At 72.6% G+C, this 23,136-nt stretch carries 24 protein-coding genes and 1 riboswitch; of the genes, 13 read left to right on the top strand and 11 right to left on the bottom strand.

Going from position 1 to position 23,136, the window contains the following annotated elements; all coding sequences use genetic code 11:
* Positions 1-48: 48 nt before the first annotated feature.
* The 4 genes from ABUW04_RS04825 to ABUW04_RS04840 all read right to left on the bottom strand — a co-directional run bounded on the left by ABUW04_RS04825 (position 49) and on the right by ABUW04_RS04840 (position 2,970).
* Positions 49-309, bottom strand: a complete 261-nt coding sequence (locus ABUW04_RS04825; protein ID WP_380563021.1) for a DUF6059 family protein — start codon at positions 307-309, stop codon at positions 49-51.
* 52 nt (positions 310-361) lie between these two features.
* Positions 362-1,480, bottom strand: coding sequence for an LLM class flavin-dependent oxidoreductase (locus tag ABUW04_RS04830; RefSeq protein WP_380563023.1), 1,119 nt, complete (start codon positions 1,478-1,480; stop codon positions 362-364).
* Positions 1,477-2,646, bottom strand: coding sequence for an FAD-dependent oxidoreductase (locus ABUW04_RS04835; protein ID WP_380563025.1), 1,170 nt, complete (start codon positions 2,644-2,646; stop codon positions 1,477-1,479). The genes ABUW04_RS04830 and ABUW04_RS04835 overlap by 4 nt, the downstream gene beginning before the upstream one ends.
* A gap of 180 nt (positions 2,647-2,826) precedes the next feature.
* Positions 2,827-2,970, bottom strand: a complete 144-nt coding sequence (locus ABUW04_RS04840) for a putative leader peptide (RefSeq protein WP_380563027.1) — start codon at positions 2,968-2,970, stop codon at positions 2,827-2,829.
* 25 nt (positions 2,971-2,995) lie between these two features.
* Positions 2,996-3,104: riboswitch (SAM riboswitch) on the bottom strand.
* A 472-nt stretch (positions 3,105-3,576) separates the two neighbouring features.
* On the opposite strand from ABUW04_RS04840, the gene ABUW04_RS04845 reads away from it, so the two are divergent.
* The 5 genes from ABUW04_RS04845 (at position 3,577) to ABUW04_RS04865 (ending at position 9,293) form a co-directional block, all read left to right on the top strand.
* Positions 3,577-4,983, top strand: a complete 1,407-nt coding sequence (locus ABUW04_RS04845; protein ID WP_380563457.1) for a bifunctional o-acetylhomoserine/o-acetylserine sulfhydrylase — start codon at positions 3,577-3,579, stop codon at positions 4,981-4,983.
* Between the two features lie 68 nt (positions 4,984-5,051).
* Positions 5,052-6,224 (top strand): homoserine O-acetyltransferase MetX, encoded by a 1,173-nt coding sequence (gene metX / locus ABUW04_RS04850; RefSeq protein WP_380563458.1) that lies wholly within the window; start codon positions 5,052-5,054, stop codon positions 6,222-6,224.
* Between the two features lie 75 nt (positions 6,225-6,299).
* A complete protein-coding gene (locus ABUW04_RS04855) occupies positions 6,300-7,220 on the top strand; it encodes an ATP-grasp domain-containing protein (RefSeq protein WP_380563029.1) in 921 nt (306 codons plus the stop codon).
* Positions 7,220-8,260 carry an LLM class flavin-dependent oxidoreductase gene (locus ABUW04_RS04860; RefSeq protein ID WP_380563031.1) on the top strand — a complete coding sequence of 347 codons (1,041 nt, stop codon included), beginning with the start codon at positions 7,220-7,222 and terminating at the stop codon, positions 8,258-8,260. The genes ABUW04_RS04855 and ABUW04_RS04860 overlap by 1 nt, the downstream gene beginning before the upstream one ends.
* Before the next feature lie 151 nt (positions 8,261-8,411).
* Entirely contained in the window at positions 8,412-9,293 is an 882-nt protein-coding gene (locus ABUW04_RS04865) for a hypothetical protein (RefSeq protein ID WP_380563033.1), read from the top strand.
* A gap of 42 nt (positions 9,294-9,335) precedes the next feature.
* On the opposite strand, the gene ABUW04_RS04870 is transcribed toward ABUW04_RS04865, so the two are convergent.
* Positions 9,336-9,572 (bottom strand): hypothetical protein, encoded by a 237-nt coding sequence (locus ABUW04_RS04870; protein WP_380563035.1) that lies wholly within the window; start codon positions 9,570-9,572, stop codon positions 9,336-9,338.
* Positions 9,573-9,671: 99 nt separating this feature from the next.
* A complete protein-coding gene (locus tag ABUW04_RS04875; protein ID WP_380563037.1) occupies positions 9,672-10,643 on the bottom strand; it encodes a zinc-binding dehydrogenase in 972 nt (323 codons plus the stop codon).
* Between the two features lie 100 nt (positions 10,644-10,743).
* On the opposite strand from ABUW04_RS04875, the gene ABUW04_RS04880 reads away from it, so the two are divergent.
* The 3 genes from ABUW04_RS04880 (at position 10,744) to ABUW04_RS04890 (ending at position 12,422) form a co-directional block, all read left to right on the top strand.
* Complete coding sequence (locus ABUW04_RS04880; protein ID WP_380563039.1) at positions 10,744-11,244, top strand: MarR family winged helix-turn-helix transcriptional regulator; 501 nt, start codon at positions 10,744-10,746, stop codon at positions 11,242-11,244.
* Positions 11,245-11,408: 164 nt separating this feature from the next.
* Positions 11,409-11,684, top strand: coding sequence for a DUF3303 family protein (locus tag ABUW04_RS04885; RefSeq protein ID WP_232242109.1), 276 nt, complete (start codon positions 11,409-11,411; stop codon positions 11,682-11,684).
* 195 nt (positions 11,685-11,879) lie between these two features.
* Positions 11,880-12,422: a sugar O-acetyltransferase gene (locus ABUW04_RS04890; protein WP_380563459.1), complete on the top strand. Its 543-nt coding sequence runs from the start codon at positions 11,880-11,882 to the stop codon at positions 12,420-12,422.
* Positions 12,423-12,446: 24 nt separating this feature from the next.
* Here ABUW04_RS04890 and ABUW04_RS04895 read toward each other — a convergent pair whose 3' ends face one another.
* On the bottom strand, positions 12,447-13,412 hold the full coding sequence (locus ABUW04_RS04895; RefSeq protein ID WP_380563041.1) for a DUF1152 domain-containing protein: 966 nt from the start codon (positions 13,410-13,412) through the stop codon (positions 12,447-12,449).
* Between the two features lie 162 nt (positions 13,413-13,574).
* On the opposite strand from ABUW04_RS04895, the gene ABUW04_RS04900 reads away from it, so the two are divergent.
* Both ABUW04_RS04900 and ABUW04_RS04905 read left to right on the top strand, forming a co-directional pair.
* A complete protein-coding gene (locus tag ABUW04_RS04900) occupies positions 13,575-15,371 on the top strand; it encodes an alkaline phosphatase family protein (RefSeq protein ID WP_380563043.1) in 1,797 nt (598 codons plus the stop codon).
* Positions 15,372-15,516: 145 nt separating this feature from the next.
* Positions 15,517-16,821 carry an MFS transporter gene (locus tag ABUW04_RS04905; RefSeq protein ID WP_380563045.1) on the top strand — a complete coding sequence of 435 codons (1,305 nt, stop codon included), beginning with the start codon at positions 15,517-15,519 and terminating at the stop codon, positions 16,819-16,821.
* Here ABUW04_RS04905 and ABUW04_RS04910 read toward each other — a convergent pair.
* From ABUW04_RS04910 to ABUW04_RS04920, 3 genes are read right to left on the bottom strand one after another with little or no spacing between them, the layout of a single operon-like run.
* Positions 16,805-17,254: an SRPBCC family protein gene (locus ABUW04_RS04910; protein WP_380563047.1), complete on the bottom strand. Its 450-nt coding sequence runs from the start codon at positions 17,252-17,254 to the stop codon at positions 16,805-16,807. The genes ABUW04_RS04905 and ABUW04_RS04910 overlap by 17 nt on opposite strands.
* Positions 17,255-17,310: 56 nt before the next feature.
* The gene (locus tag ABUW04_RS04915; protein WP_380563049.1) at positions 17,311-17,670 is read right to left on the bottom strand and encodes an ArsR/SmtB family transcription factor; all 360 of its coding nucleotides are present in this window, start codon (positions 17,668-17,670) and stop codon (positions 17,311-17,313) included.
* On the bottom strand, positions 17,667-18,128 hold the full coding sequence (locus ABUW04_RS04920) for an SRPBCC family protein (protein ID WP_380563051.1): 462 nt from the start codon (positions 18,126-18,128) through the stop codon (positions 17,667-17,669). Before ABUW04_RS04920 ends, ABUW04_RS04915 begins: the two co-directional genes overlap by 4 nt.
* 391 nt (positions 18,129-18,519) lie before the next feature.
* On the opposite strand from ABUW04_RS04920, the gene ABUW04_RS04925 reads away from it, so the two are divergent.
* A complete protein-coding gene (locus ABUW04_RS04925; protein ID WP_380563460.1) occupies positions 18,520-19,428 on the top strand; it encodes a TauD/TfdA dioxygenase family protein in 909 nt (302 codons plus the stop codon).
* On the opposite strand, the gene ABUW04_RS04930 is transcribed toward ABUW04_RS04925, so the two are convergent.
* Entirely contained in the window at positions 19,410-20,399 is a 990-nt protein-coding gene (locus tag ABUW04_RS04930) for a phosphotransferase family protein (protein WP_380563053.1), read from the bottom strand. The two genes, ABUW04_RS04925 and ABUW04_RS04930, sit on opposite strands and share 19 nt — an antisense overlap.
* Before the next feature lie 85 nt (positions 20,400-20,484).
* On the opposite strand from ABUW04_RS04930, the gene ABUW04_RS04935 reads away from it, so the two are divergent.
* Together ABUW04_RS04935 and ABUW04_RS04940 are read left to right on the top strand one after the other, a co-directional pair.
* Entirely contained in the window at positions 20,485-21,714 is a 1,230-nt protein-coding gene (locus ABUW04_RS04935; RefSeq protein ID WP_380563055.1) for a CoA transferase, read from the top strand.
* Positions 21,711-23,135 (top strand): amidohydrolase family protein, encoded by a 1,425-nt coding sequence (locus ABUW04_RS04940; RefSeq protein WP_380563057.1) that lies wholly within the window; start codon positions 21,711-21,713, stop codon positions 23,133-23,135. Before ABUW04_RS04935 ends, ABUW04_RS04940 begins: the two co-directional genes overlap by 4 nt.
* The last annotated feature ends 1 nt before the right edge of the window (position 23,136 follow it).

Genomic DNA, 23,136 nt, shown 5'->3' on the forward strand with positions numbered 1-23,136 from the left:
GGCAGGGCCTTTCATGCAGGTGAGCTGAGTTGACGGACAGTCAAGAGGTCAGGTGGGCAGGCCGAGGCGGGACCAGAGGTCACGCTCCACCTCGGTCGGTGGGATGTGGACGCAGAGGCGTTCGGGATGGCCGGGCGGCGGGTGGTCGGCCGGACCCGTCCGCTGCCGGGCCTCGGGCCAGGGCCAGGGCGTGCAGATGCCCCAGAGGGAGCAGCCGAAGGCGATCAGCCCCGGCGTCCAGCGGTCCAGCAGGAGCAGCCACCACCACCGGGGCGGACGTCGCGCCCGGCGACGTCGGTCGTCGGTCATCAGCGCATTCCTCCGGTCGGTTCGTCGGCGTGGTTGATTGATTGACGGGGTGTCAGAGCAGCGGGCGGACGCACTCGGCGAAGGTGTAGGCCTCCTCCAGGTGCGGGTAACCGGAGAGGACGAACTCGTCGACGCCGGCCGCGCGGTACTCGTCGATGCGTTCGGCGACCTCCTCGTGGCTGCCGACCAGCGCGGTCCCCGCGCCGCCGCGGACCAGGCCGATGCCGGCCCAGAGGTTGGGCGCCACCAGCAGCCGGTCCCGGGAGCCGCCGTGGAGTTCCAGCATCCGGCGCTGGCCCTCGGACTCCAGGGCGCGCAGCCGCTGTTGGCCGGCCGCGATCGCCGTGTCGTCCAGGCCCGCGATCAGCGCGTCGGCGGCCTGCCAGGCCTGGGCCGCGGTGTCCCGGCTGAGCACGTGGATCCGCAGTCCGAACCGCAGCGTGCGGCCCTCGGCCTCGGCCCGCTCGCGGACCCGGGCGATCTTCTCGGCGACCAGCGGAGCCGGTTCTCCCCAGGTCAGATAGGTGTCGGCGTGCCGGGCCGCCAACGTGATCGCGGGGTCGGAGGAGCCGCCGAAATAGATCCGCGGGGCCGGCTCCGGGGGACGGCGCAGCTGGGCGCCCTCCAGCTGGTAGTGCTCGCCCTTGTGGTCGAAGCGGTCGCCGGTCCAGGAGGCCCGGACCACGTCCAGGAACTCCTCGGCGCGGGCGTAGCGCTCGTCGTGGCCCAACCGGTCGCCGTAGCCGCGCTGTTCGGCGTCGCTGCCGCCGGCCACCACGTTCAGCAGCAGCCGTCCCTGCGACAGGCGCTGGAAGGTGGCCGCGGTCTGCGCCGCCAGCGCTGGTTCGACCAGCCCGGGGCGGAAGGCGACCATGAACTTCAGCCGCCGGGTCCTGGCGATCAGCGCGGCGGTGACGATCCAGGCGTCCTCGCAGTGCGCACCGGTGGGCGTCAGCACCCCCTCGTAGCCGAGGTCGTCGGCGGCCTCGGCGAGTTGGGAGAGGTAGGCCAGGGTGGCCGGACGCTCTCCCCCGGTGCGGCGGGGCGCGCTGCTGCTCCCGTCCGCGCCGATGCCGACGCCGTGGACCGAGCCGCCGAGCTGCCGGCCGTCCCCGCCGGTCGGCAGGAACCAGTGGAAGGAGGTGCTGCTGCCTGCCGGTGTCGCGGTCATGCGGTCTTCCCTCCGTCGGTGCGTGCCGGGTCGGTGCGTCCAAGGTCAGCGCGTTCCGGGTCAGCGCGTGCCGGGTCGGTGCGTCCCAGCGAGAAGCGGCGGGCGCCTGGCCGGCCGGTCACCAGGTCGGCGGCGAGTTCGCCGATGACCGAGGCGAACTTGAAGCCGTGGCCGGAGAACCCGGCCAGTACGGTGACCGGGCCGTCGCGGTCCACTACGAAGTCATGGTCCGGGGTGAGGGTGTAGAGGCAGGTGGTGGCGGTGGGCGCGGAGGCGTCTACGCCGGGGAGCCAGCGTTCGGCGTACTCCTGGACCTGACGCAGCGCCAGCGGGTCGATGCTGCGGTCGCGCTGGTCCGGGTCCACCACCGGGCCGACCGCGTGGAAGCCGGCCTTGACGCCGTCCTCGCTGCCCAGTCCGTACACACCGGAGTCCTCAGCCAGCGCCGCTCCGCCGTGGTGGATGAAGCTCGGCCAGTCCAGCGCGTCCGGGGCCGGGAAGTGGACCGGCTGCTCCTGGGTGACCCGCAGCGGCGGCAGGCCGGAGACCGACCGGGCCGCCAGGCCGGGGGCCCAGCCGCCGACCGCGACCACGGCGGCGTCCGCCGTGACCGCCTCTCCCCCGGTGGTGATCACCTCGACCTTGTCGGCGCCGTGCCGGAGCAGTTTCGCGACCCGGACCCCGTGCCGGACCACCGCACCCTTGGCTGCGGCGGCCTGCTGGAACGCCAGGACGGCCCGGTCCGCGTGCAGCCGTCCGGCGGCGGCGTGGAACAGCACGCTGGTGTCGAAGCGCAGCCCCGGCCAGCGTTCGGCCGCCTGCTCGGGGCCGAGCACCCTGGCGGCGTGCCCGCCCGCGCGGAGCTCGCCGTGCAGCGCCTCGATCGCGGCGGGCGGGCCGTGGTCCACCGCGCCGGTGAGGCTGAGCACCTCGATGCCGGACTCCGCTTCCAGCCGACGCCACAGCGGGAGCGCCCGCGCGGCCAGCGAGACATAGAAGGCGTCGGGGTAGGCGAGCCGGAAGATCCGGGAGCTGCCGTGCGAGCTGCCCTCGGTGTGCCCGGCTGCACCCCGCTCCAGCAGGGTCACCGCGAAGCCGCGCGAGGCGAGCTGCCAGGCTGCGGCGGAGCCCATGACCCCGCCACCCACTACTACGACGTGTGCCACAGTTCTGTCGTCCTTCTCGGGTCGGTGGAGTGCAGGGCAGCCCGGAGGCAGGCAGCGCCGCGATCGAACGCGCGGCGGGGGCCACGGGTAAGGCCGCTGGGAAGCAGCGTGGTCAGGACCGGCGCGGGTCTGCCGCTGTCGGTCGGAGCCGGGCGGCGCGCGGTCGGCCGACCCTTGGCGTCAACAGGCCGGGGAGGTCCCCGGACACAGTGCGCTGCTCACCCGGAGCAGGTCCACGTGGCGCCTGGCGGCCCGGAGCTGACGGAACCCCTGCGGGCGCGGCGCACTGCTGCTGCCGGAACGACGGATCTGCACGGGAATCACCTCGCACTCCTCGGCCCCGCAGGGGGTCTCGCGCTTACAGGACGGGCGTCCTGTCGGGTCGTCACCTGGAGCACCCCACCGCGGACGAGGGTTGCCGGTCAGCAAGCCAGGGCTTGACACTGACGCTCATAACCAGAAGCCACGTTAACCGCTCGCCGCGACTTGGACAATGCCGTCGATCGCCCGCTCCACCGGCGCCCGCCAGGCGATTGTGAACGGCGTGATACCGCGCATTGCCGCAGGTGACAGCGCGGCAGAAGACTGGCCGGGAGGCCACGAACCGGACTATCCTCACCGCCATGACCGTTCTTGTCAGCCGCCGCCACGTGGACTACGGGCGCAGCACCAGCACCAGGTGTAGCCGCCCCAGCTGACTCGACCGCGGGCGGCGACCGCCGCGCCCGCTCCGGTGACCGCCCCCGGAAGCCCCGTTCATCCGCACCGCTCGCCCCCCTGCGGCGCGCGGTCCCCGCCCCTGGCGCAAGAGAACCTTCTTCGGCGCGCCGCCGTGCCCGCACACCTCCCGTTGCCGAACCGTCGGCCGGAAGCAGGTGCCGGGCCCGTGCGCGCCACCCCGTGAATGGAGCCGTCCACGTGAGCCCTTCCATCGACCCCGCCGGCGCCGAGCTCGACCTTGCGGTCGCCTCGGCCGAGGCGACCGCCGACACCGCCGGCTGGTCCTTCGAGACCAAGCAGGTGCACGCCGGAGCCGTGCCCGACCCGACCACCGGTGCCCGGGCGGTCCCGATCTACCAGACCACCTCCTTCGTCTTCCGCGACACCGCCCACGCGGCCGGGCTGTTCGCGCTCGCCGAGGAGGGCAACATCTACACCCGCATCCACAACCCCACCCAGGACGTCCTGGAGCAGCGCATCGCCGCACTGGAGGGCGGTGTCGCCGCCGTGGCGACCGCCTCCGGCCAGGCCGCCGAGACGCTGGCGATCCTGACCCTGGCGGGCGCGGGCGACCACATCGTCTCCAGCACCTCGCTCTACGGCGGCACCTACAACCTGTTCCGGCACACGCTGCCGCGCTTCGGCATCGAGGTCTCCTTCGTCGACGACCCTGACGACCTGGACGCCTGGCGGGCGGCGATCCGTCCGAACACCAAGGCGCTGTTCGCCGAGACCCTGGGCAATCCGCGCGGGAACGTGCTGGACGTGCGCGGGGTCGCCGATGTGGCGCACGCCGCCGGAGTGCCGCTGATCGTGGACAACACCGTCCCCACGCCGTACCTGCTGCGCCCGATCGAGCACGGCGCGGACATCGTGGTGCACTCGGCGACCAAGTTCCTGGGCGGTCACGGGACGGCCATCGCCGGTGCCGTGGTGGACGGCGGCACCTTCGACTACGGGGCGCACGCGGACCGCTTCCCCGGCTTCAACGAGCCCGACCCGTCCTACCACGGGCTGCGCTACTGGCCCGACCTGGGCGCACCGGCCTTCGCCGTCAAGCTGCGGGTGCAGCTGCTGCGCGACCTCGGTCCGGCCATCGCGCCGCTCAACTCCTTCCTGGTGCTCCAGGGCCTGGAGACGCTGTCGCTGCGGATCGAGCGCCACACCGCCAACGCCCAGGCCATCGCCGAGTGGCTGGAGAGCCGCGACGAGGTGACCGCGGTGCACTACCCGGGTCTGCCGTCCAGCCGCTGGTACCAGGCCGGGCAGCGCTATCTGCCGCGCGGGGCCGGTGCGGTGCTGGCGTTCGAACTGCGGGACGGCATCGAGGCCGGCAAGCGGTTCGTGGACGGGGTCAGCCTGTTCAGCCACCTGGCCAACATCGGCGATGTGCGCAGCCTGATCATCCACCCCGCCTCCACCACCCACAGCCAGCTCGGCGAGGAGGAGCTGGCCGCGACCGGGGCGACCCCGGGCCTGGTCCGGCTCTCGGTCGGCATCGAGAACCTGGCCGACCTCAAGGCCGACCTGGAGGCCGGGTTCCGCGCGGCCAAGGCGGCAGGGACGGCCGAGGCGGCGCAGTCGACCGACGCGACGGCCCAGGTGGCGGGCGATTGACCGTGGGGGCGCGGCCGGTGGCCCCGGTGGCGGGCGGCGCGGAGCCGGCCGCCAACGAGCCGTCCGGCATGCAGTCGTCCGGCACCGGGGCCACCGGCACCGGGTCGTCCGGCACGCAGCCGCCGGCCAGCGGGGCCTGGCAGCCGGGCGACCCGGTGGGTCGGCGGCAGTGGGTCGAACTGCCGAAACCGCTCGAACTGGAGGCGGGCGGGACGCTTCCGCAGGTCAGGATCGCCTACGAGACCTGGGGGCGGCTCGCGCCCGACCGCTCCAACGCCGTCCTGGTCCTGCACGCGCTGACCGGCGACAGCCACGCCGCCGGCCGGGCCGGGCCGGGGCATCCGACCCCGGGCTGGTGGGACGGGCTGATCGGTCCGGGCCGGGCGGTGGACACCGACCGCTGGTTCGTGGTGGCGCCCAACGTCCTCGGCGGCTGCCAGGGCAGCACCGGACCGTCCTCGGTACGCCCCGACGGCGGCCGCTGGGGCTCCGCCTTCCCCTATCTGACGGTCCGTGACCAGGTCGAGGCCGAGGCTGCGGTCGCGGATGCGCTGGGGATCGACCGCTGGGCGCTGGTGCTCGGCGGGTCCATGGGCGGCATGCGAGCGCTGGAGTGGGCGGTCGGCCGCCCGGACCGGGTCGGTGCGCTGCTGCTGGCCGCCTGCCCGGCGGCCTCCGGCGGCGAGCAGATCGGCTGGGCCCACGCCCAGCTGGCAGCCGTCCGCGCCGATCCCGGCTGGTGCGGCGGCGACTACCACGACGCCGGACCGGGGCGCGGCCCGCACCTGGGTCTCGGCACGGCCCGCCGGATCGCCCATCTGACCTACCGGGCGCCGGCCGAGCTGGACACCCGGTTCGGCTCGGCGGCCCAGCCGGGCGAGGACCCCTGGCACGGCGGCCGCTACGCCGTCGGCTCCTATCTGGACCACCACGCGGCCAAGCTGGCGCACCGCTTCGACGCCGGCAGCTATGTGGTCCTGACCGAGGCGATGAACAGCCACGACGTGGGACGCGGACGCGGCGGCAGCGACGCGGCACTGCGCCGGATCGCGACGCCCACCGTGGTCGTGGGCATCGACTCGGACCGGCTCTACCCGCTGCCCCTGCAGCGGCAGCTCGCCGCCTCGATCCCGGGGGCCGACCGGCTCCGGGTGGTCGAGTCGCCCTACGGGCACGACGCCTTCCTGATCGAGCTCGACCAACTCGCCCCGCACGTGGCCTCATTGCTGAACCGGTCCTGAGCACGCGGCGGCCATCACGAAAACCTGTGCGATAGCCTCGGGCTGCGATCGGAACGGCGAAGGGCGGTACACCGGGTGAAGGCCTATGTGATCCATGAGAACCCGGACTGGTACCCGCCGTTCGCGGCGGCCTTTGAGGCCGAGGGCGTGGACCACGAGCCCTGGCTGCTGGGCACCGGCGTGCTCGACCTGGACGCCGAGCCGCCGCGCGGCGTGTTCTGGTCCCGGATGAGCGCCTCGGCCCACACCCGCGGCCACGGACTGGCCAAGGACCACACCCGATCGGTGCTCAGCTGGTTGGAGGCGCACGGCCGCCGGGTGGTCAACGGTCGCCGGGTGCTGGAACTGGAGATGAGCAAGGTCGACCAGCTCACCGCGTTGCGGGCGGCCGGCATCGAGGTGCCGCGCACCCTGGCCGTGGTCGGCCCGGACGCCCTGTTGCAGGCCGCTGCCACCCTGCCGACGCCCTTCATCGCCAAGCACAACCAGGGCGGCAAGGGGCTCGGCGTCGCCCTCTTCGACAGCGTGGACGCCTTCGCCGGGCACCTCGCCGACCCGGACCACCAGCCGCCCGTGGACGGGATCACCCTGCTCCAGGAGTACCTGCGGGCTACCGAGCCACGGATCACCCGCGTCGAGGTCGTGGACGGCGAGGTCGTCTACGCACTCACCGCCGACACCGCCCGCGGCGGCTTCGAGCTCTGTCCGGCCGACGCCTGCGCCGTCGACGGCGGCCCGGCGGCGCCGAGCCTGTTCGCCCTGCGCGAGGGCTTCGACCACCCGGTGCTCAAGCAGTACCTGGACTTCGCCCGCCGGCACCGGATCGAGGTGGCCGGCTTCGAGTTCGTCGAGACCACCGACGGACGCCTGGTCACCTATGACGTCAACACCAACACCAACTACAACCCCGAGGTCGAGGCTGCGGCCCCGCGCTCCGGGCCACGGCAGATCGCCCGGCTGCTGAAGCGGCTGATCGCCGAAGAGGAGAACTCCTGATGCGCTACGGGTACTGGATGCCGATCTTCGGCGGCTGGCTGCGCAACGTCCCCGACGAGGAGATGTCCATCGACTGGCCCTACCTGCGCGACCTGGCCGTCGCGAGCGAGCGGCAGGGCTTCGACCTCACCCTGATCGCCGAACTCAACCTCAACGACATCAAGGGGCACCGCGCCCCCAGCATCGACGCCTGGACCCTGGCCCCGGCGATCGCCGCGGTCACCGCGCAGCTGGAACTGATGCTCGCGGTGCGGCCCAACTACCACCAGCCCGCGCTCACCGCCAAGGCGCTGTCCACCCTCGACACCATCGCCCCGGGCCGGCTGAGCCTGAACGTCGTCTCCTCCTGGTGGAAGGACGAGGCCGCCCAGTACGGCGTCCCCTTCGACGTGCACGACGCCCGGTACGCCCGCACCGCCGAATGGCTCGACGTGCTGCACCGGCTGTTCACCGAGGAGACCGTCACCCACCAGGGCGCCCTCTACGACCTCCAGGGCGCCGTGCTGGAACCCAAGCCGAGCCGTCGGCCCACCGTCTACATGGGCGGCGAGTCCCCCACCGCCAAGGACCTGATTTCCGCCCGCGGCGACGCCTACGTCATGCACGGCGACCCGCCGGAGACCATCGCCGCGAAGATCGCCGACATGCGCGGACGCCGGGCGGCCCGCGGCCTCCCGCCGCTCACCTTCGGCGTCTCCGGCTATGTGATCTGCCGCGACACCGAACAGGAGGCCCAGGACGAGCTGCGCCGCATCCTGAACGTCCGCTCCTCCCCCGAGGCCTATGCCTCCTACCGGGACTTCGTGGAGGGCTCGCACCTGGAGTCGGAGGTCTCGCTGCAGGAGTACAGCGTCTCCAACCGCGGCCTGCGCGCCGGACTGGTCGGCACCCCCGAGCAGATCACCGCCCGCATCGACGCCTACGAACGCGCCGGCGTCGACCTGATGCTGCTCCAGTTCTCGCCCCAGCACCGCGAGATGGAACGCTTCGGCAACGACGTGATCGCCCCGGCGAGGGCCGCCTCAGCCTCGGCGACGTGACGGACCAGGACGCGCGGGGTGACCGCCCCCGGAGTTCTCCTTCGGGTCGGGGGACCGACAGACTTTCGCCATCGGCGGGTCCTGGCGTGTCCGCCGGGAGGGCGACCACCATTGCTCTGTCCGCGTCAATATCGACTTGCTGGAGCCCGCCATGTCGCTGTCGGTCCGCCCCCGGTCCCTCGCGCGCGTCCTCGCCCTGTCCGCCACGGCCTGCCTCGCCATGACCGCCGTCGCCGGCCAGGCGCACGCCGACACCTCCGTACTGACCCTGACCGGCAGCTCGACGCAGGGCACCCTCGGCGCCGGCGAGGGCGTCACCACCGTCCATGCGAGCAACGGCAGCGACACCGTGCTCTACCGCGGCGTCGCCTCGATCCCGCTGTCGCTGCTGGTCGCGAACTGGAGCCACATCGGCGACCCGGACTCGGCCGCCGGGTACGTGTTCGACGCCTACCAGAGCGGCGCCTCCAGCCCCACCAGCAAGATGTTCCGGGTCACCACCCCGTCCGGGGCCACCTACCAGTACACCCACACCCTGGTCGCCGGCGAGCTCTACAACAACTCCTTCGACGCGGTCTCGCCGGACACCCAGTGGATGGTCGCCGGCGAGTGGGGCACCATGGACCACCTGCAGATCTACCCCACCCCGCTGCTCAACCCGGCGACCCCGCGCACCGGCGGCAACCTGCCGCTGTCGGGGCTGATCCACCTGGACCACGCCGTCAACGACATCCAGGGCTGCGACTTCACCACCGCCACCCAGCTGCTCTGCGTCTCCGACGACGACTCGCGGTCGCTGTTCCCGGACCAGAAGCCGATCCTGGAGGTCGACCTGCCCTCGCAGCTGACCGGGATGGACACCACCGCCCATGTCACCGAGGTCGGCTCGATCCCGCAGCAGAGCATCTGCTCGGGCACCTTCGAGGGCGAGGGCATCGACTACGACCCCAGCACCGCGACCGTGCGCGTGGAGATCATCCAGCCCGGCGTCTGCGAGGTCGCGACCACGGTCTACACCTACCACCGCTCCTGACGCACCGTCGGCGGGTCGGCGGCCGGCCGGTCGGTCGGCGGGTCAGGTGGCGCCGGTGTCCGGTGGGGGGTCGGTGGGCAGTTCGGACCTGGCGCTGCCGGAGACGGCCGGCGTCGTCGCCCGCACGTACCGGACCGGGGCCTCGCGGATCGTCGCGATGGCCTGCTCGCAGTCGGCCCGGCCGGCGAAGGGCAGCTCCAACAGGACGTCGCCGCGCTCCGCGAGCAGCTGCAGCGTCCACTCACCGTCGGCGACGGTCGCGACGAACCAGAACTCCATGCCGGAACGCTACGTCCGGTCGGGTCGGTCGGCATCCCGGACGGCGGTCCCGGTCCCCCGGCCGGGCGAGGGCCCGGTCCCCCGCCGGGTGCTGCACGGTCAGGGCACCAGGACGGTGCGCACCCCGGGCACCTCGGGTTCGGTCCACACCGTCTCGACGTCGGCGAGGGGGACGGCCCGGGTGGCGATCGCCAGGCCGCCGTTCCCGATCTCCTCGACCAGGGAGGGCAGTTCGGCCACGTAGGCCCTGGTGGAGACCGCCCCCTGGCCGTTGCCCTGCAGGCGCAGGTTGGCCGAGCGCAGCGCGGCCGAGGGCAGTTCGATGGTGGGGCCGGCCATGGAGCCGATCTGGATCCAGTCCAGGGCGCGGCTGCGGTCGGCCCGGGCGCGCAGTACGGCCAGCATCGCCTCGGCGGCGGGCCTGCCCCACAGGTAGTCGACCACCACGTCGACCTCGGCGGCCGCGTCGGCCAGCGCCGCCGCGGTGGCGTCGGCGTCTGCGGTGAGCGCCACGGTGGCGTCGGCGCCGAGTCCCGGCAGTGCGGCCAGGCGGTCCAGGTCGCGGCCGGCGCCGACGACCCGTCCCGCGCCCAGGCGCTTGGCGATCTGGACGGCCATCCGGCCGGCGTTGCCGGTCGCGCCGAGGACCAGCACCGACTGCCCGGCCTGCAGCGGGACCCGGCGGCGCAGCGCCACCCAGGCCGACATCGCCGGATTCATGGCCGCGGCGATCCGCACCGGGTCGGCGCCGTCGGGCAGCTCGACGCTGCGGCGGGTGTCGATGACGGTGCGGGTCGCCATGGGGCCGACCAGGTCATCGGCGGCGGCGAAGTAGACCGCGGTGCCGTCCCGGCGCCGGCCGACGCCGTCGACGCCGGGGACCAGCGGCAGCTTGCCGTCGCTGGTGTAGTGGCTGCCGGAGGCGCCGCTGCGCACCCGCGGGTGCAGGCCCACGGCGAGGACGTCCACCAGTTGCCGGTCGCTGTCGGCGGGGTCGGGGTCGGGCAGGTGGAACGGCTCATAGCGGGGCGGGTGGTCGAACGAGCTGACCACGGCGGCGTGGATGTTCATGGGGCCTCCTCCAGGCTGGTGCTGCCGGCACGCACCAGATTGGTACGTGCCACGGACTAAATTAGTGCGTGGCACGTACCTTTGCAAGTAGGATCGGGGCATGACGTCGCGCAACGAGACCCCGTCCCCGGCGGCACCGCTTCCCGGCGGCGGCCCGCACGACCTGGTCGACGCCCTGGCCCAGCTGTCGTTCCTGGTCCACAACACGCTGGCCGAGATCTCCGGCCGACACGACCTCTCGATCATCCAGACCCGGCTGCTCGGGGTGCTCCGGGACCGCGAACCCACCATGCAGCAGCTCGGACGGCTCCTCGGCCTGGACAAGTCCTCGATCAGCGGACTGGTCGACCGGGCCCAGCGCCGCGGCCTGGTCGTCCGCACCGCCAGCGCGACCGACCGCCGCTCGGTGCAGGTCTCGATCACCGAAGCCGGGCGGCACCTGGTCGAACAGGCCTCCACCCAGTTCGCCGAGCAGATCGAGAGCGCCGTCGCACCGCTGTCCGGCGCCGAGCGCCGGCTGCTCTCCCAACTGGCGGCCCGGATCGTCTCCGCCGACGCCCACCACCGCGGCATCGACCTGCGCACCACCACCGACCGCTGACCCGCCACCCTCGGCCCGCCCGGACACCCTCGGCGACGCTCAGCGACCCGCCGTCCGCCTCCGGGTGCGGGAGTCCCGGACCGCGACGACCATCAACGCAGAGAGCGCGGTGCGTCAGCACCGGCCCAGGACGGAGAGCGAGGGACGAAGCCATGAGGATGCTCATGACGGTTCAGATGGACACCGAGGCGGGGAACAAGGCGATCAAGGACAACTCACTACCGACGATCATGAAGTCGGCGCTGGAGGGCCTCAAACCCGAAGCCGTGTACTTCGGAGCGGCGGACGGCCTGCGCACCGGATTCTTCGTCTTCGACCTGAAGGACCCGTCCGACATCCCCTCCGTGGCCGAGCCGTTCTTCCAGGGGCTCGGGGCCAAGGTGTCCTTCACCCCCGTGATGTCCTTCGAGGACGTCCAGGCAGGCCTGCAGCGAGCCTGAGCAGGCTCGCCGGACCCCCCGAACGGTCTCCTTCCTTTCCCCGGAGGGAGACCGTCTCCATACCCCGCTCCGAACCCCGCTCCGACCGGGCTCCTGGACGGTCGACCGCTTCCGATCGACGTGCGCCCGCCCACGCTAGGCTTCACGCGACCCGCTCCCCGAGCGCCGTGGCACGACCAGGGAGAGATCGTGACTCTGTCCAGCGACCGTCTCATGCGCATCAAGAGCGCCGAGTTCCAGGCCATGGCCGAGAGGGTGCTGCGCGTCACCGAGCTCACCTCCCGCCTGAACGTCCTGCCCTTCGAGGACGAAGCCGGAAAGGCGGAACTGCTCGAACAGATCCTCGGGAAGCAACTGCCGCCGAGGGTCACGATCTATCCGCCCTTCTACACGGACCACGGCCTCCACCTCGACCTCGCCGAGCGTGTGTTCATCAACCAGAACTGCACGTTCCTGGACTACGCCGGCATCCGGATCGGCGAGCGCACGATGATCGGCCCGAAGGTCACGTTCATCACCAGCGGCCATCCGGTCGATCCCGAGGAGCGGCGGCTGTACCTCACCGGCGCACCCATCGACGTCGCGGAGAACGTGTGGATCGGCGCGGGGGCCACGATCCTGCCCGGCGTCACCATCGGCCGAGACGCCGTCATCGCCGCCGGCGCGGTCGTGGCTGACGACGTTCCGCCGGCAAGCCTGGTGGTCGGCGGCAAGGCAACCGTGCACCGGCAGTGGTGACAGGGTCGGAGCCCCGCCTGTCTGTCAGTGGGGGAACATCCGCGGCGCGCGCTGGCGCGGGAGTTCCTCGCGGAACTCCTCGATGATCGAGCTGATCTGGCGGGTGAGCTGGGTGCCCTCCAGGCGGTCCAGGTAGAGGTTGCGTACGGCCAGGGCGGCGGCGTCGACGGTGAAGTAGAGCGTCATCAGCGGATTGACGAACAACTCGCTGCCCTTGGTGCGCTCGGTGAACTGGACGTTGCCGAAGTCTCCGCGCACCGCTGCGGCGATCGAGCCGTTGACGATGCTGGGGTGGGTCGGCGTCTCGCTGCGTGCATGGGCCACGGCGTCGAGGTACAGCGCGCCCTCCCGGCTGTCGCGCGGCAGCGAGAAGGCCCCCAGGTAGCCGCCCTCGCGCTCCAGCGCGGCCAGGTTCTCCAGGACCAGGGTGTGGTTGACGCCGTGGTAGGCGTCGACGCCGAAGCCCAGGCAGACGACCAGCCGGTGCTCGATCCCGCTCAGGCCGTGGACGGCGGCCAGGCTGGCCATGTCCTCCTCGGGGGTGCCCAGGCCGTGCTCGTCGCCGGTCATCAGGATGTCGGTACCGCCGTCGACCAGCACGATCGCGTCCACCCCGCCGAGATGGCCGATCAGTGCGCGGTAGGCGGCGCGCAGCGGCTGCACCCCGGAGCGGTTGAAGGCGTACACGGTGTCGGGCAGCCCTTGCAGGGCGAGCCAGCGGGCCAGTGAGCGCTCGGGGAAGTAGTCGCCGCGCGCGGCGGTGTCCGGACGGATCGCTGCCACGTCCGGCTCCAGCCACACGTCCGGATCGAGCCCGTACAGGTCGGCGAAGGACAGGTTCGCCAGGTGCACGTCCTTGCCGGCGCCCTGCAGCGCCAGGGCCAGCGGCAGCCCGGCGTAGATGTCGAACCCGCCGCCCGCGCCGGCGATCAGGATGCGCCGGGCGTCGCGGAGCCTGGTGAACAGCGGCGGTTCGAGGAGGGAGAACATGCGGACACGTTAGCGACACCCCGCCGGGCCCCACGGGGCCGCGCCGCCTGGTGGACGTCGAGCGTGTGCGTTCTGTTCGCCCCGGCGTCAGCCTGGAACGCTATTCATGAGGAGTTCATGGCGAATGATCATGATCCTTGGAATCCGGAACGGGGACTGCCCATGAGGAAGTTGTGGAGAGCGTTCGGTGCGGCGCTGCTGATGGCGTGTGCGCTGCTGGGCGCACAGCCGAACGCCCAGGCTGCGACGACGAGCAGCGGGAACCTGATCGTGGACGGTGACGCCGAGAGCGGCTACTGCACCACCGACTGGAACGCCGCGACCACCGTCCCCGGCTGGCAGATCGTCAGTGGCAGCCCCGGCGTCGTGTGCTACTCGACCGGCAGCTACAGCCTGCCCGCCGGCGCGGTGCCCGGTACCGCGTTCTTCTCGCCCGGCAACGAGGGCGACGGCTCGATGACGCAGAGCGTGGACGTGTCCTCGGCCTCGGCCGCGATCGACGGCGGGGGCGTCGGCTACAACCTCAGCGGGCTGCTGGGCGGCTGGGGCTCCTTCGCCGGCTACGCCGCGGTCACCCTGCAGTTCCGGGACGCCTCCGGCAAGCAGCTGGGCGGCACCACCGCGCTGCCCACCGTGTCGGCCGCCGACCGGGGCAACGCCAACGCCTTCCTGGCCCGCAGCGCCACCGGCACGGTGCCCTCCGGCACCCGTTCGATCCTGGCCACCGTGGCCTTCGTGCAGAGCTCCGGCGAGTCCGGCTACCTGGACAACCTCTCGCTGACCCTGAACACGCCGGTCACCGCGCCGGTGCTGACCCGGCCGGTGTCCAAGGTCCCCGGATACGACCACGTGTTCACGGTGATGATGGAGAACACCGACTACAACGAGATCATGGGCGACCCCACCGACACGCCCTATCTGCACTCGCTGATGACCCAGGGCGCGACCATGACCAACTTCCACGCCCAGTACCACCCCAGCGACGAGAACTACCTGGCGATCGCGGGCGGCGACACCTACGCCAAGGGCGCGACCTACTGGCCGAACATCAACGACCCGCACACCAACCTGGGTGACGAGCTGGAGTCGGCCGGCAAGACCTGGAAGGCCTACGAGCAGGGCATGGGCACGCCCTGCAACACCACCACCGGCTACGACAAGTACTACGAGCCCGACGACGCGCCGTTCATCAACTACACCGACATCAGCGGCAACCAGACCCGCTGCCAGGCGCACCTGGCCGACACCACCCAGCTGACGACGGATCTGAAGAGCGCGGCGACCACGCCCAACTTCTCCTGGCTGGCGGCCGACGACTACTACGACGGCGAGGCGTCCGGCAACGGCAGCGCCACCAGCCTGAAGACCCAGGACGGCTGGCTGCAGCAGACCCTCGCCCCGGTGCTGGCCTCCCCCGCCTGGACCACGCAGCGCTCGCTGCTGGTGGTCACCTGGGACGAGGACAGCACCGAGGCCGGCAACCACATCGCCACCATCGTGCTGGGCTCGCAGGGCACCGTCCCGGCCGGGACCACCAGTTCCTCCCGCTACGACCACTACAGCACCGGACGCACCATCGAGGCGGCGCTCGGCCTGCCGGCCATGACCGTCAACGACGCCTACGCCGTGCCGCTCAACGACGCCTTCTTCCCGACCGCGGCCGCCTCGGGACCGACCCTCACCACGACCACCCCCTCCGTCGCCACCGGGGCGAACGTCACCTTCCAGTACTCGGTCCCGGCCGCGGACCTCAGCGCCAAGAACTGGATCGGCATCTACCCGGCCGGGGTCACCCCCGGCAGCCAGTCCTCGCTCACCTGGCAGTACGCGCCCAACGCGAGCAGCAGCCTGACCTTCGCCACCAGCGCGCTCAAGGGCGCCGGCAGCTACGGCGTCTGGCTCCTGTCCAACGACGGCTACACCCCGCTCGCCGGCCCGCTCACCCTCACCCTGCACTGACCCACCGGCCACACCCGGCCACACCCGGCCACACCCGGCCGCTCCCCGGCCGCGCCCGGCCGCGCCCCGGCCGACCGGGACGATCCCGCCGCCCACCTGCCGAATCAGCCGGCGGGTGGGCGGCGGCGCACCATAGAATTGACCGATGGTCATCAGGAGGTGGAGCCGCACCGAACGGACCGGGTTGCCCGCCGCGTTCCATCGCATCTGGGCCGCCTCGGCAGTCTCCTCACTCGGTGACGGCATCTACTACTCGGCGCTCCCCCTGCTCGCTCTCACCCTGACCCGCGACTCCACCGTCTTCGGGATGATGGAAGCCGTCACGCTCCTGCCCTGGCTGGTCTTCGGGCTGATCGGCGGCGCACTGGTGGACCGCTGGGACCGGCGCCGGACGATGGTGAGCGCCGACCTGTGCCGCTGCGCCCTGCTGGTGGCCGCCACGGTCGCCGTCGCCGAGGGCCTGCTCAACATCCCCGTGCTGATCGCCGTCGGCTTCCTGCTCGGGGCTGGTGGCGTCCTGTTCGACACCGCGTCGATGGCCTACCTCCCGGAGCTCCTGGACCGGGACCCGCAGTCGCTGCAACGCGCCAACTCCCGCCTCCAGGGCGCGCAGCGCGCCCTGGACGGCTTCGTCGGCCCACCGACCGGCAGCCTGCTGTTCTCGCTCAGCCGCACCGTACCGTTCGCGGCCGACGCGGTCTCCTTCCTCTTCAGCTCGCTGACCATCCGTACACTGCCGGCGCGCCCGAGGAAGGCCGCCAAACCCGAGACCTCGATCCTGGCGGACGCCCGGGTCGGTGCCGCCTACCTCCTCCACCACCGGCTGCTGCTCGGCCTGTCGCTGCGGCCTGCGGTCGGCAACTTCGCGTTCTGCGGCACCGGCGCGGTACTCGCGCTCTTCGCCCACGACACGCTGCACCTGGGCACGGCCGGCTACGGCGCGTTCCTCACCACCGAAGCCGTCGGCGGCCTGGGCGGTACCTTCGTCGGCGGGTGGCTGGGCGCCCGACTGGGCACCGGCGGTGCCCTGACCCTGACCGCAGTCGTCGAGGCCGTGGCGCTGCTCGGCGTCGGGGTGTCGTCGAACGCGTACCTCGCCGGCGCCGGGTTCGCCGTGCTGGGTGCGGCGATGACCGTGACCACGACGCTCGGCCCCTCGGTCCGTCAGGCGATCGTGCCGGACGAGCTGATGGGCCGGGTCGGGGCGGCGGCGCGGCTCATCGCGATGAGCGCCGGGCCGATCGGCGCACTGTCCGGCGGCTGGCTGGCGCACTTCGCCGGACTGCGCGCACCGTTCCTGGCCGGAGCCGGGATCCTCGTGCTGATGGCGTGCCTCGCGGCCAGGCTGACCAGCAACAGCCGCATCGACGCCGCCCTGGCCGAGTCCGCGCGGCTGCGGGGGGCGACGGACCCCGGCACCGACCTCGCGTCGTTCAGTGCCAGTCGCTGATCTGCACGTCCCGCGGGGCCGGGGCGCCCTCGCCGGTCTCGACCAGGGACTTCAGGCTCATCAGGAACGAGCCCCACTTGGTGCTGCAGTGGTGCATGAACTCCACCGGCTCCCGCCAGCCCTGGTGCTTGAACAGCACGATCGTGTACTCGCCGCTCTGGTGCAGCTCCCAGTCGACGGTGGTGCCGACCCACTCCTCGGGGCCGTCGACCACCCGCCACAGCACCCGCTCGCCCGGCCGGGTCTCGACGACCTCCATGTCGAAGCCGCCGACCGGGGGGAACCGGAACTGCAGGGCGCCGCCGGCCTCGCCGCCTTCGCCCTTGGTGTCGACGGTCCACCAGCCGGCCAGGCCCTCGACGGTCGTCAGCGCCTCGTAGACCTTCTCGGGGGTGGGGGTCTTGACTCCCACCCGGTGCAGGATGTCCACCATGTCGCTCCTCCTTCATCGTCTCTGAGTTGCAGTCAGTTCTGTGGTCAGTTCTGTGGTCAGTCCTGGGGTCGGTCCTGCCGGGTGCGCTGGATCGTCTCGGCGATGCGCTTGATCCGCTGCAGTCGGGCGTCCCAGGCCGAGCCGACCGAGGCCAACTGGGCCACCGCGCGGGCGAGTTGGGCGTCGTCCACCCGGTACCGCCGCTCGCGGCCCGCGGGCGTGCCGCTGACCAGGCCGACCCGCTCCAGGACGGCGAGGTGCTTGGCCACCGCCTGCCGGGTGACCGGGAGCTGCCGGCCCAGCGTGGTCGCGGTGCCGTCGCCCTCGACCAGCAGCAGGTCCAGCATCCGGCGCCGGGTCGGGTCCCCGATCGCGGACCAGAGGTCGTCGTCGATCGTCGGGGCGGGCGCGGTCATCGCCGCGCGCCCAGACCGACCGCGTACGGCACCAGCCGGGGCAGGTAGAAGTCCCAGCCGGTGACGTGGTCCCGGTACTGCTCCTCCAGAACGGCGATCTCCCAGCCCATCTCGCGGAACCCGGTCTCGGTCATCCGCAGCAGCGTCCCGTCGCCCTTGGGGGTCAGGTCGAAGGTGACCAGCAGCGAGTTGCCCTCGGCCGCGGCCTCCTCGGCCGGATGCGTCCAGCGGAACGAGAACGAGTGCGGCGGCCGCGCGTCGACGACGGTGAAGGCCACCGCCATCCCGCCCGCGTCGCAATCGCCGAAGACGATCTCGCCCGTCGCCCCGGGTGTCGGCTCATAGCGGGCGTCGTCCGGCCACCAATGCTTGAGGTGGTCGGGGCTGCTCACCACCTCGAAGACGACGTCGGGCGCTGCCTCGACGAAGACCTCGCGCTCGATGGTTCCGTACTCCATGCCGTCCTCCTGCAACGTTCGGTTGCACATCAGCTTAGTCGACGGCCGGGCATGGTGCAACCATCAGTTGCACGTCCTTGAGTTTCTTCCAGCGCTGGAACAATCATTGCCGCCCGCAGCGGGCGCTCATTAGGCTCCTGCCATGAGATCGATGCGGCACCTTGACGAGCAGGTGCGGTGCGCCTGCCTCGGTGCACCGCGATGTAGCCGACGCTGTCGGCCCGTCGTCTCCGGCTGAACCAGCCCCGTCCCCACCTGCCCGAACGCTGCCTGCGACGCCGCCGCCCGGCGTCTCCCCGTGCTGCCGCCGCACGGGCCGATTCGCGCGCCGCCGTACGCCGCAGCCCGTACGCCCCACCGCTGCATCCACCCCTGATCGAGGAGGACCGTCATCACCGCCACCGACACCACCACCGCGATAACCGTCCGCAAGGTCACCGCCCGCATCGGCGCCGAGGTCACCGGCGTCGACCTGAACCGGGAGCTGGACCCGGCCACCGTGACCGCGCTGCGGGCCGCGGTCAACGAGCACAAGGCCCTGGTCTTCCGCGACGTGGACCTGGACGACGCCGGGCAGCAGCGCTTCGCCGCCCACTTCGGGCCGCTCACCACCGCCCACCCCACCGTCCCCTCGCAGCCGGGCGCCCCGAACGTGCTCCCGGTCGACAGCGAGGACGGCCGGGCGAACCAGTGGCACACCGACGTGACCTTCGTCCTCAACCCGCCGCAGCTCAGCACCCTGCGCAGCATCGTCATCCCGCCCTACGGCGGCGAGACGCTGATCGCCAACTCCGCCACGGCCTACCGCGACCTGCCCGCCCCGCTGCGTGCCTTCGCCGACACGCTGCAGGCCGTGCACACCAACGACTACGACTACGCCGTGCCCCCGGAGAGCCTGGACCAGGAGGCGCGGGAGCGCCGCTCGGTGTTCACCTCGGTCACCTACGAGACGGTGCACCCGGTGGTGCGGGTGCACCCGCTCACCGGCGAGCGCGGCCTGTACATCGGCGGCTTCGCCCAGCGCATCGTGGGCCTGTCCAGCGGCGAGTCGCGGGACGTCCTGCGACTGCTCCAGTCGTACGTGACCCGCCCCGAGAACGTGCTGCGCTGGCGCTGGGCCCCGAACCAGCTGGTGCTGTTCGACAACCGGATCACCCAGCACTACGCCGTCGACAACTACGACGACCAGCCGCGTCGCCTGAACCGGGTGACGGTCGCCGGCGACATCCCGGTCGGCATCGACGGCACCACCAGCCGCTCGGTCAAGGGCGACGCCTCGCACTACACCCCGGTGGCCTGAGGATCCTGGGCCTGAGGATCCGGCCGGGCCGTCATCCGCACCAGGTCCTCGGCGATGCCGGGGAGCGGGTCGGTCCGGCCGATCGAGGCGAACCAGTCCCACAGTTCGAGGGCGTGGTAGAGCCGGTAGAGCTCGGTCCGTTCGGCCCAGTCGGCGGGGAGGGCGCCGTAGCCGCGGCGCAGGGCGGCGCCCTTGAGCCGGTCGCCGCGGATGGAGTAGTACTCGGTCTTGGCCAGGTCGATCAGGGGGTCGGCGGCGACCGCGTTCTCCACGTCGATGAACCCGGTGACCTCCCAGCCGTCGGTTCTCCTGCGCACCAGCACATTGCCCTCGTGGAAGTCGTTGTGACACAGCATCGGCTGGGAGCAGCGGTCGAAGAGGCCGGAGCCGTCTCGGACCTTCGCCGCGATGGCGTCGCCCAACGACGGGTCCCCACCCAGTTGGGCGAACTCGCCCAGCTTCTTCGCGAACTGACGCTGCATGTAGTCGGCGTTGCCGGACTCCGGTTCGAGGATGTGGGTGGTGAGGTACCCGTAGGACTCCTGCGGGATCCGGTGCACCTGGGCCAGCAGCGCGCCCATCTGCTCGTAGATCCCGCCGATGGCGGCGGCGTCGAGGCTCGCAGCGACGGCCGACAGCGGCTGCCCCTCGACCCGGGTCATCACGGTGTGGGCACGACCCGACGGTCCGTCAGCCGCCTCGGTGTGGAGCACGGTCGGAACCGATCGGATGCCGTGCTGTTCCAGCAGGTGGTAGACGTGGACCTCCTTCTCCTGCTTCCAACGCCACTCCTCGGCATAGAACTTGACGATCACGGGTGGGACCGGCGGGGCGCAGCGGATCTCGACGACCGTGCTCAGCTCGCCTCCGGTGCGGGTCAGCACCTCGGTGACCGAGGCCCCGGGATGGACCCGTCGCACGATCGCCTCGGCCGAACGCAGGCTCAACGCGGTTACCTCGGCATCAGGCATGGGCGGCACCCTAACCACCTGCCCGCGCGACCGCCCCTGGTTTTCCACCGAGGCCACCTGATGGGATGTGGCCTACCATCCCCCCATGGTCACTGGGTCGTCCGGCTCCTCCCCCGCTGAGGTAGCGCGCCACTGGGCGCGCAGCGGGGTCATGGCGCTGACCGGTCACCGCGGCGCGGCGCCGGTCCTGCCGGTCGGGGACGCGGCCGGCTGGGCGACCAGGATGTCCGACCGCATCGCGGAGGCCACCCGGCAGACCCGCCGCCCGGTCCTGGTCGACGGCGCCCGGCTGCTGGCCGAGCGCGCCGCCTTCACCGGGCACACCCGGCAGGGGCGGACCTCCCCCGGCGGCAGCTGCCGGCTGCTGCCGACGGCGGACGGCTGGGCCGCGGTGTCCTGCGCCCGTCCTGACGATCCGTCGCTGCTGGGGGCGCTGATCGGGCACCAGGCGGACGAGCGGCTGCCGGAGCGGTTGGCCGACTGGCTGTCCGGACACACCGGAGCCGAGCTCGACGAGCGGAGCGCCCTGCTCGGCCTCGCGGCCGGAGCCGTCCGGAAGCCGCGCCCGGTGGGCGACCCCGACGCCGTGGCTCCGCCGGGACCGTTCCGCTCGGTGCAGGAACTGCTGGTGGTGGACTTCAGTGCGCTGTGGGCCGGACCGCTGTGCGCGCACCTGCTCGGCCTGGCCGGGGCCCAGGTGGTCAAGGTGGAGGTCCCCACCCGTCCGGACGGGGCCCGGCTCGGCAATCCGGACTTCTACCGTCTGCTGCACGCCGGGCACCGGTCGGTCGCCCTGGACCCCGCCGACCGGGACGGACGCAGCGCCCTGCACGCGCTGGTGCGCCGCGCCGACATCGTCATCGAGGCGTCCCGCCCCCGCGCCCTGGCCAGGTTCGGCCTGGACGCCGCGGCCGAGGTGGAACGCGGCTGCACCTGGGTGTCGATCACCGCCTACGGACGCTCCTCCCCCCGGGTCGGCTTCGGGGACGACGTGGCCGCCGCCAACGGGCTGCTCGGCTTCGACGCCCAGGGGCTGCCGGTGTTCTGCGGCGACGCCATCGCCGACCCGCTCACCGGCCTGGCCGCCGCCGTCCTTGCGCTGACCGATCCCGGGGGCGGCCACGGCGTGCTCCGCGAGGTGGCGATGGCCGACGTGGTCGCGGCCACCCTGCGGCAACCGGAGGGGGACATCGGTACCGCAGCCGAACACCTCCCGATGGCACGCCCCACCGCCCGGACCCCCGCGGGCCCCGCGCGCGCGATGGGCGCGGACACCGCGGAGGTGCTGGGCCGGCTCGGGATCGGCGTCCCATGAGCGGCCGGCTGATCCGCCGGGCCGAGGTCGGCGGGGTGCTGTGCGACGTCCGGGTGGGAGAGGGACGGGTGCTGGAGATCGGCCACGCCCTGCTCCGCCAGGGGCCGGACGAGCAGGTGAAGGACGGACGGGGCGGGGCCCTGCTGCCGGGTCTGACGGACCACCACATCCACCTCTTCGCGACCGCCGCCGACCTCGCCTCGACTGCCTGCGACCCGACCACTGCCCGCGACGCGGCCGGGCTGCGCGACCTGCTGCACCGGGCCGGGCCCGACGAGCACGGCTGGATCCGCGGGGTGCGCTACCACGAGTCCGTCGCGGGAGAGTTGGACGCCGCCGCCCTCGACCTGCTGCGTGACGACGTCCCGATCCGGATCCAGCACCGCAGCGGCGCCCTCTGGATGCTCAACTCCCTTGCCGCGACCGCGATCGGGCTGGACCGGGCGGATCACCCCGGCATCGAGCGCGACCCTCAGGGGCATCCAACCGGACGGCTGTGGCGCGCCGACGACTGGCTGCGCGACCGGCTGCCGCGCGGCCGTCCCCCCTCGCTGGCCGCGCTCGGCCGGCTGCTCGCCGGATACGGCATCACCTCGGTGACCGACGCGAGCCCGGCCCTGGACTCCGGCACCGTCGACGCGATCACCGCCGCCATGACCGACGGTGCACTGCCCCAGCAGGTGCAGCTGCTCGGCGCGCCGCTCCGCAGCGACGTCCGCCGGCAGCCGACGGACCGTCAGCGCGGGCCAGTGGCCGGGCCCTGGAAGATCGTCCTCGCCGACTCCGGACTCCCCCGCTACGACGAGCTCGTCGAGGAGATCGGCGCAGCGCACCGGGCCGGACGGCCCGTCGCGGTGCACTGCGTGACCCGCGAGGCACTGGTGCTGCTGTTGGTCGCGCTGGAGCAGGCCGGGAGCAGGCCCGGTGACCGTCTCGAACATGCCGCGCTGGTGCCGCAGGAGCTGATCCCCACGCTGCGCCGGCTGGGCTTGCGGGTGGTGACCCAACCGGGGTTCCTGGCCGACCGGGGCGACGACTTCCTGCTCGGCGTCCCCGCGGACGAGCACCGCGACCTGTACCGCTGCGCCTCGCTGCTGGCCGGCTCGGTCCCGCTGGCGCTGTCCAGTGACGCCCCCTACGGCCCGCTGGACCCGTGGGCGGTCCAGCGGGCCGCGGTCTCCCGGCTCACCCCGGCGGGGGTCGTCGCCGGCCGTCGCGAACGGCTCGACGCCGCCCAGGCCCTGGACGGCTACCTCTCGCCACCGCAGCTGCCCGGCTCCCCGACCCGCATCGTCCGTCCGGGCACCCCGGCCGACCTGGTGCTGCTGCACACCCCGCTGCGCGAGGCGCTGGTCCACCCGGATGCCGAGCTGGTCCGGCTCTGCCTGGCCGCCGGCGAACCGGCGGCCCCGACAGCCTGAG

It is taken from the genome of Streptacidiphilus jeojiensis (assembly GCF_042510965.1).
In the GTDB taxonomy this organism is placed as follows: Bacteria; Actinomycetota; Actinomycetes; order Streptomycetales; family Streptomycetaceae; genus Streptacidiphilus; species Streptacidiphilus jeojiensis.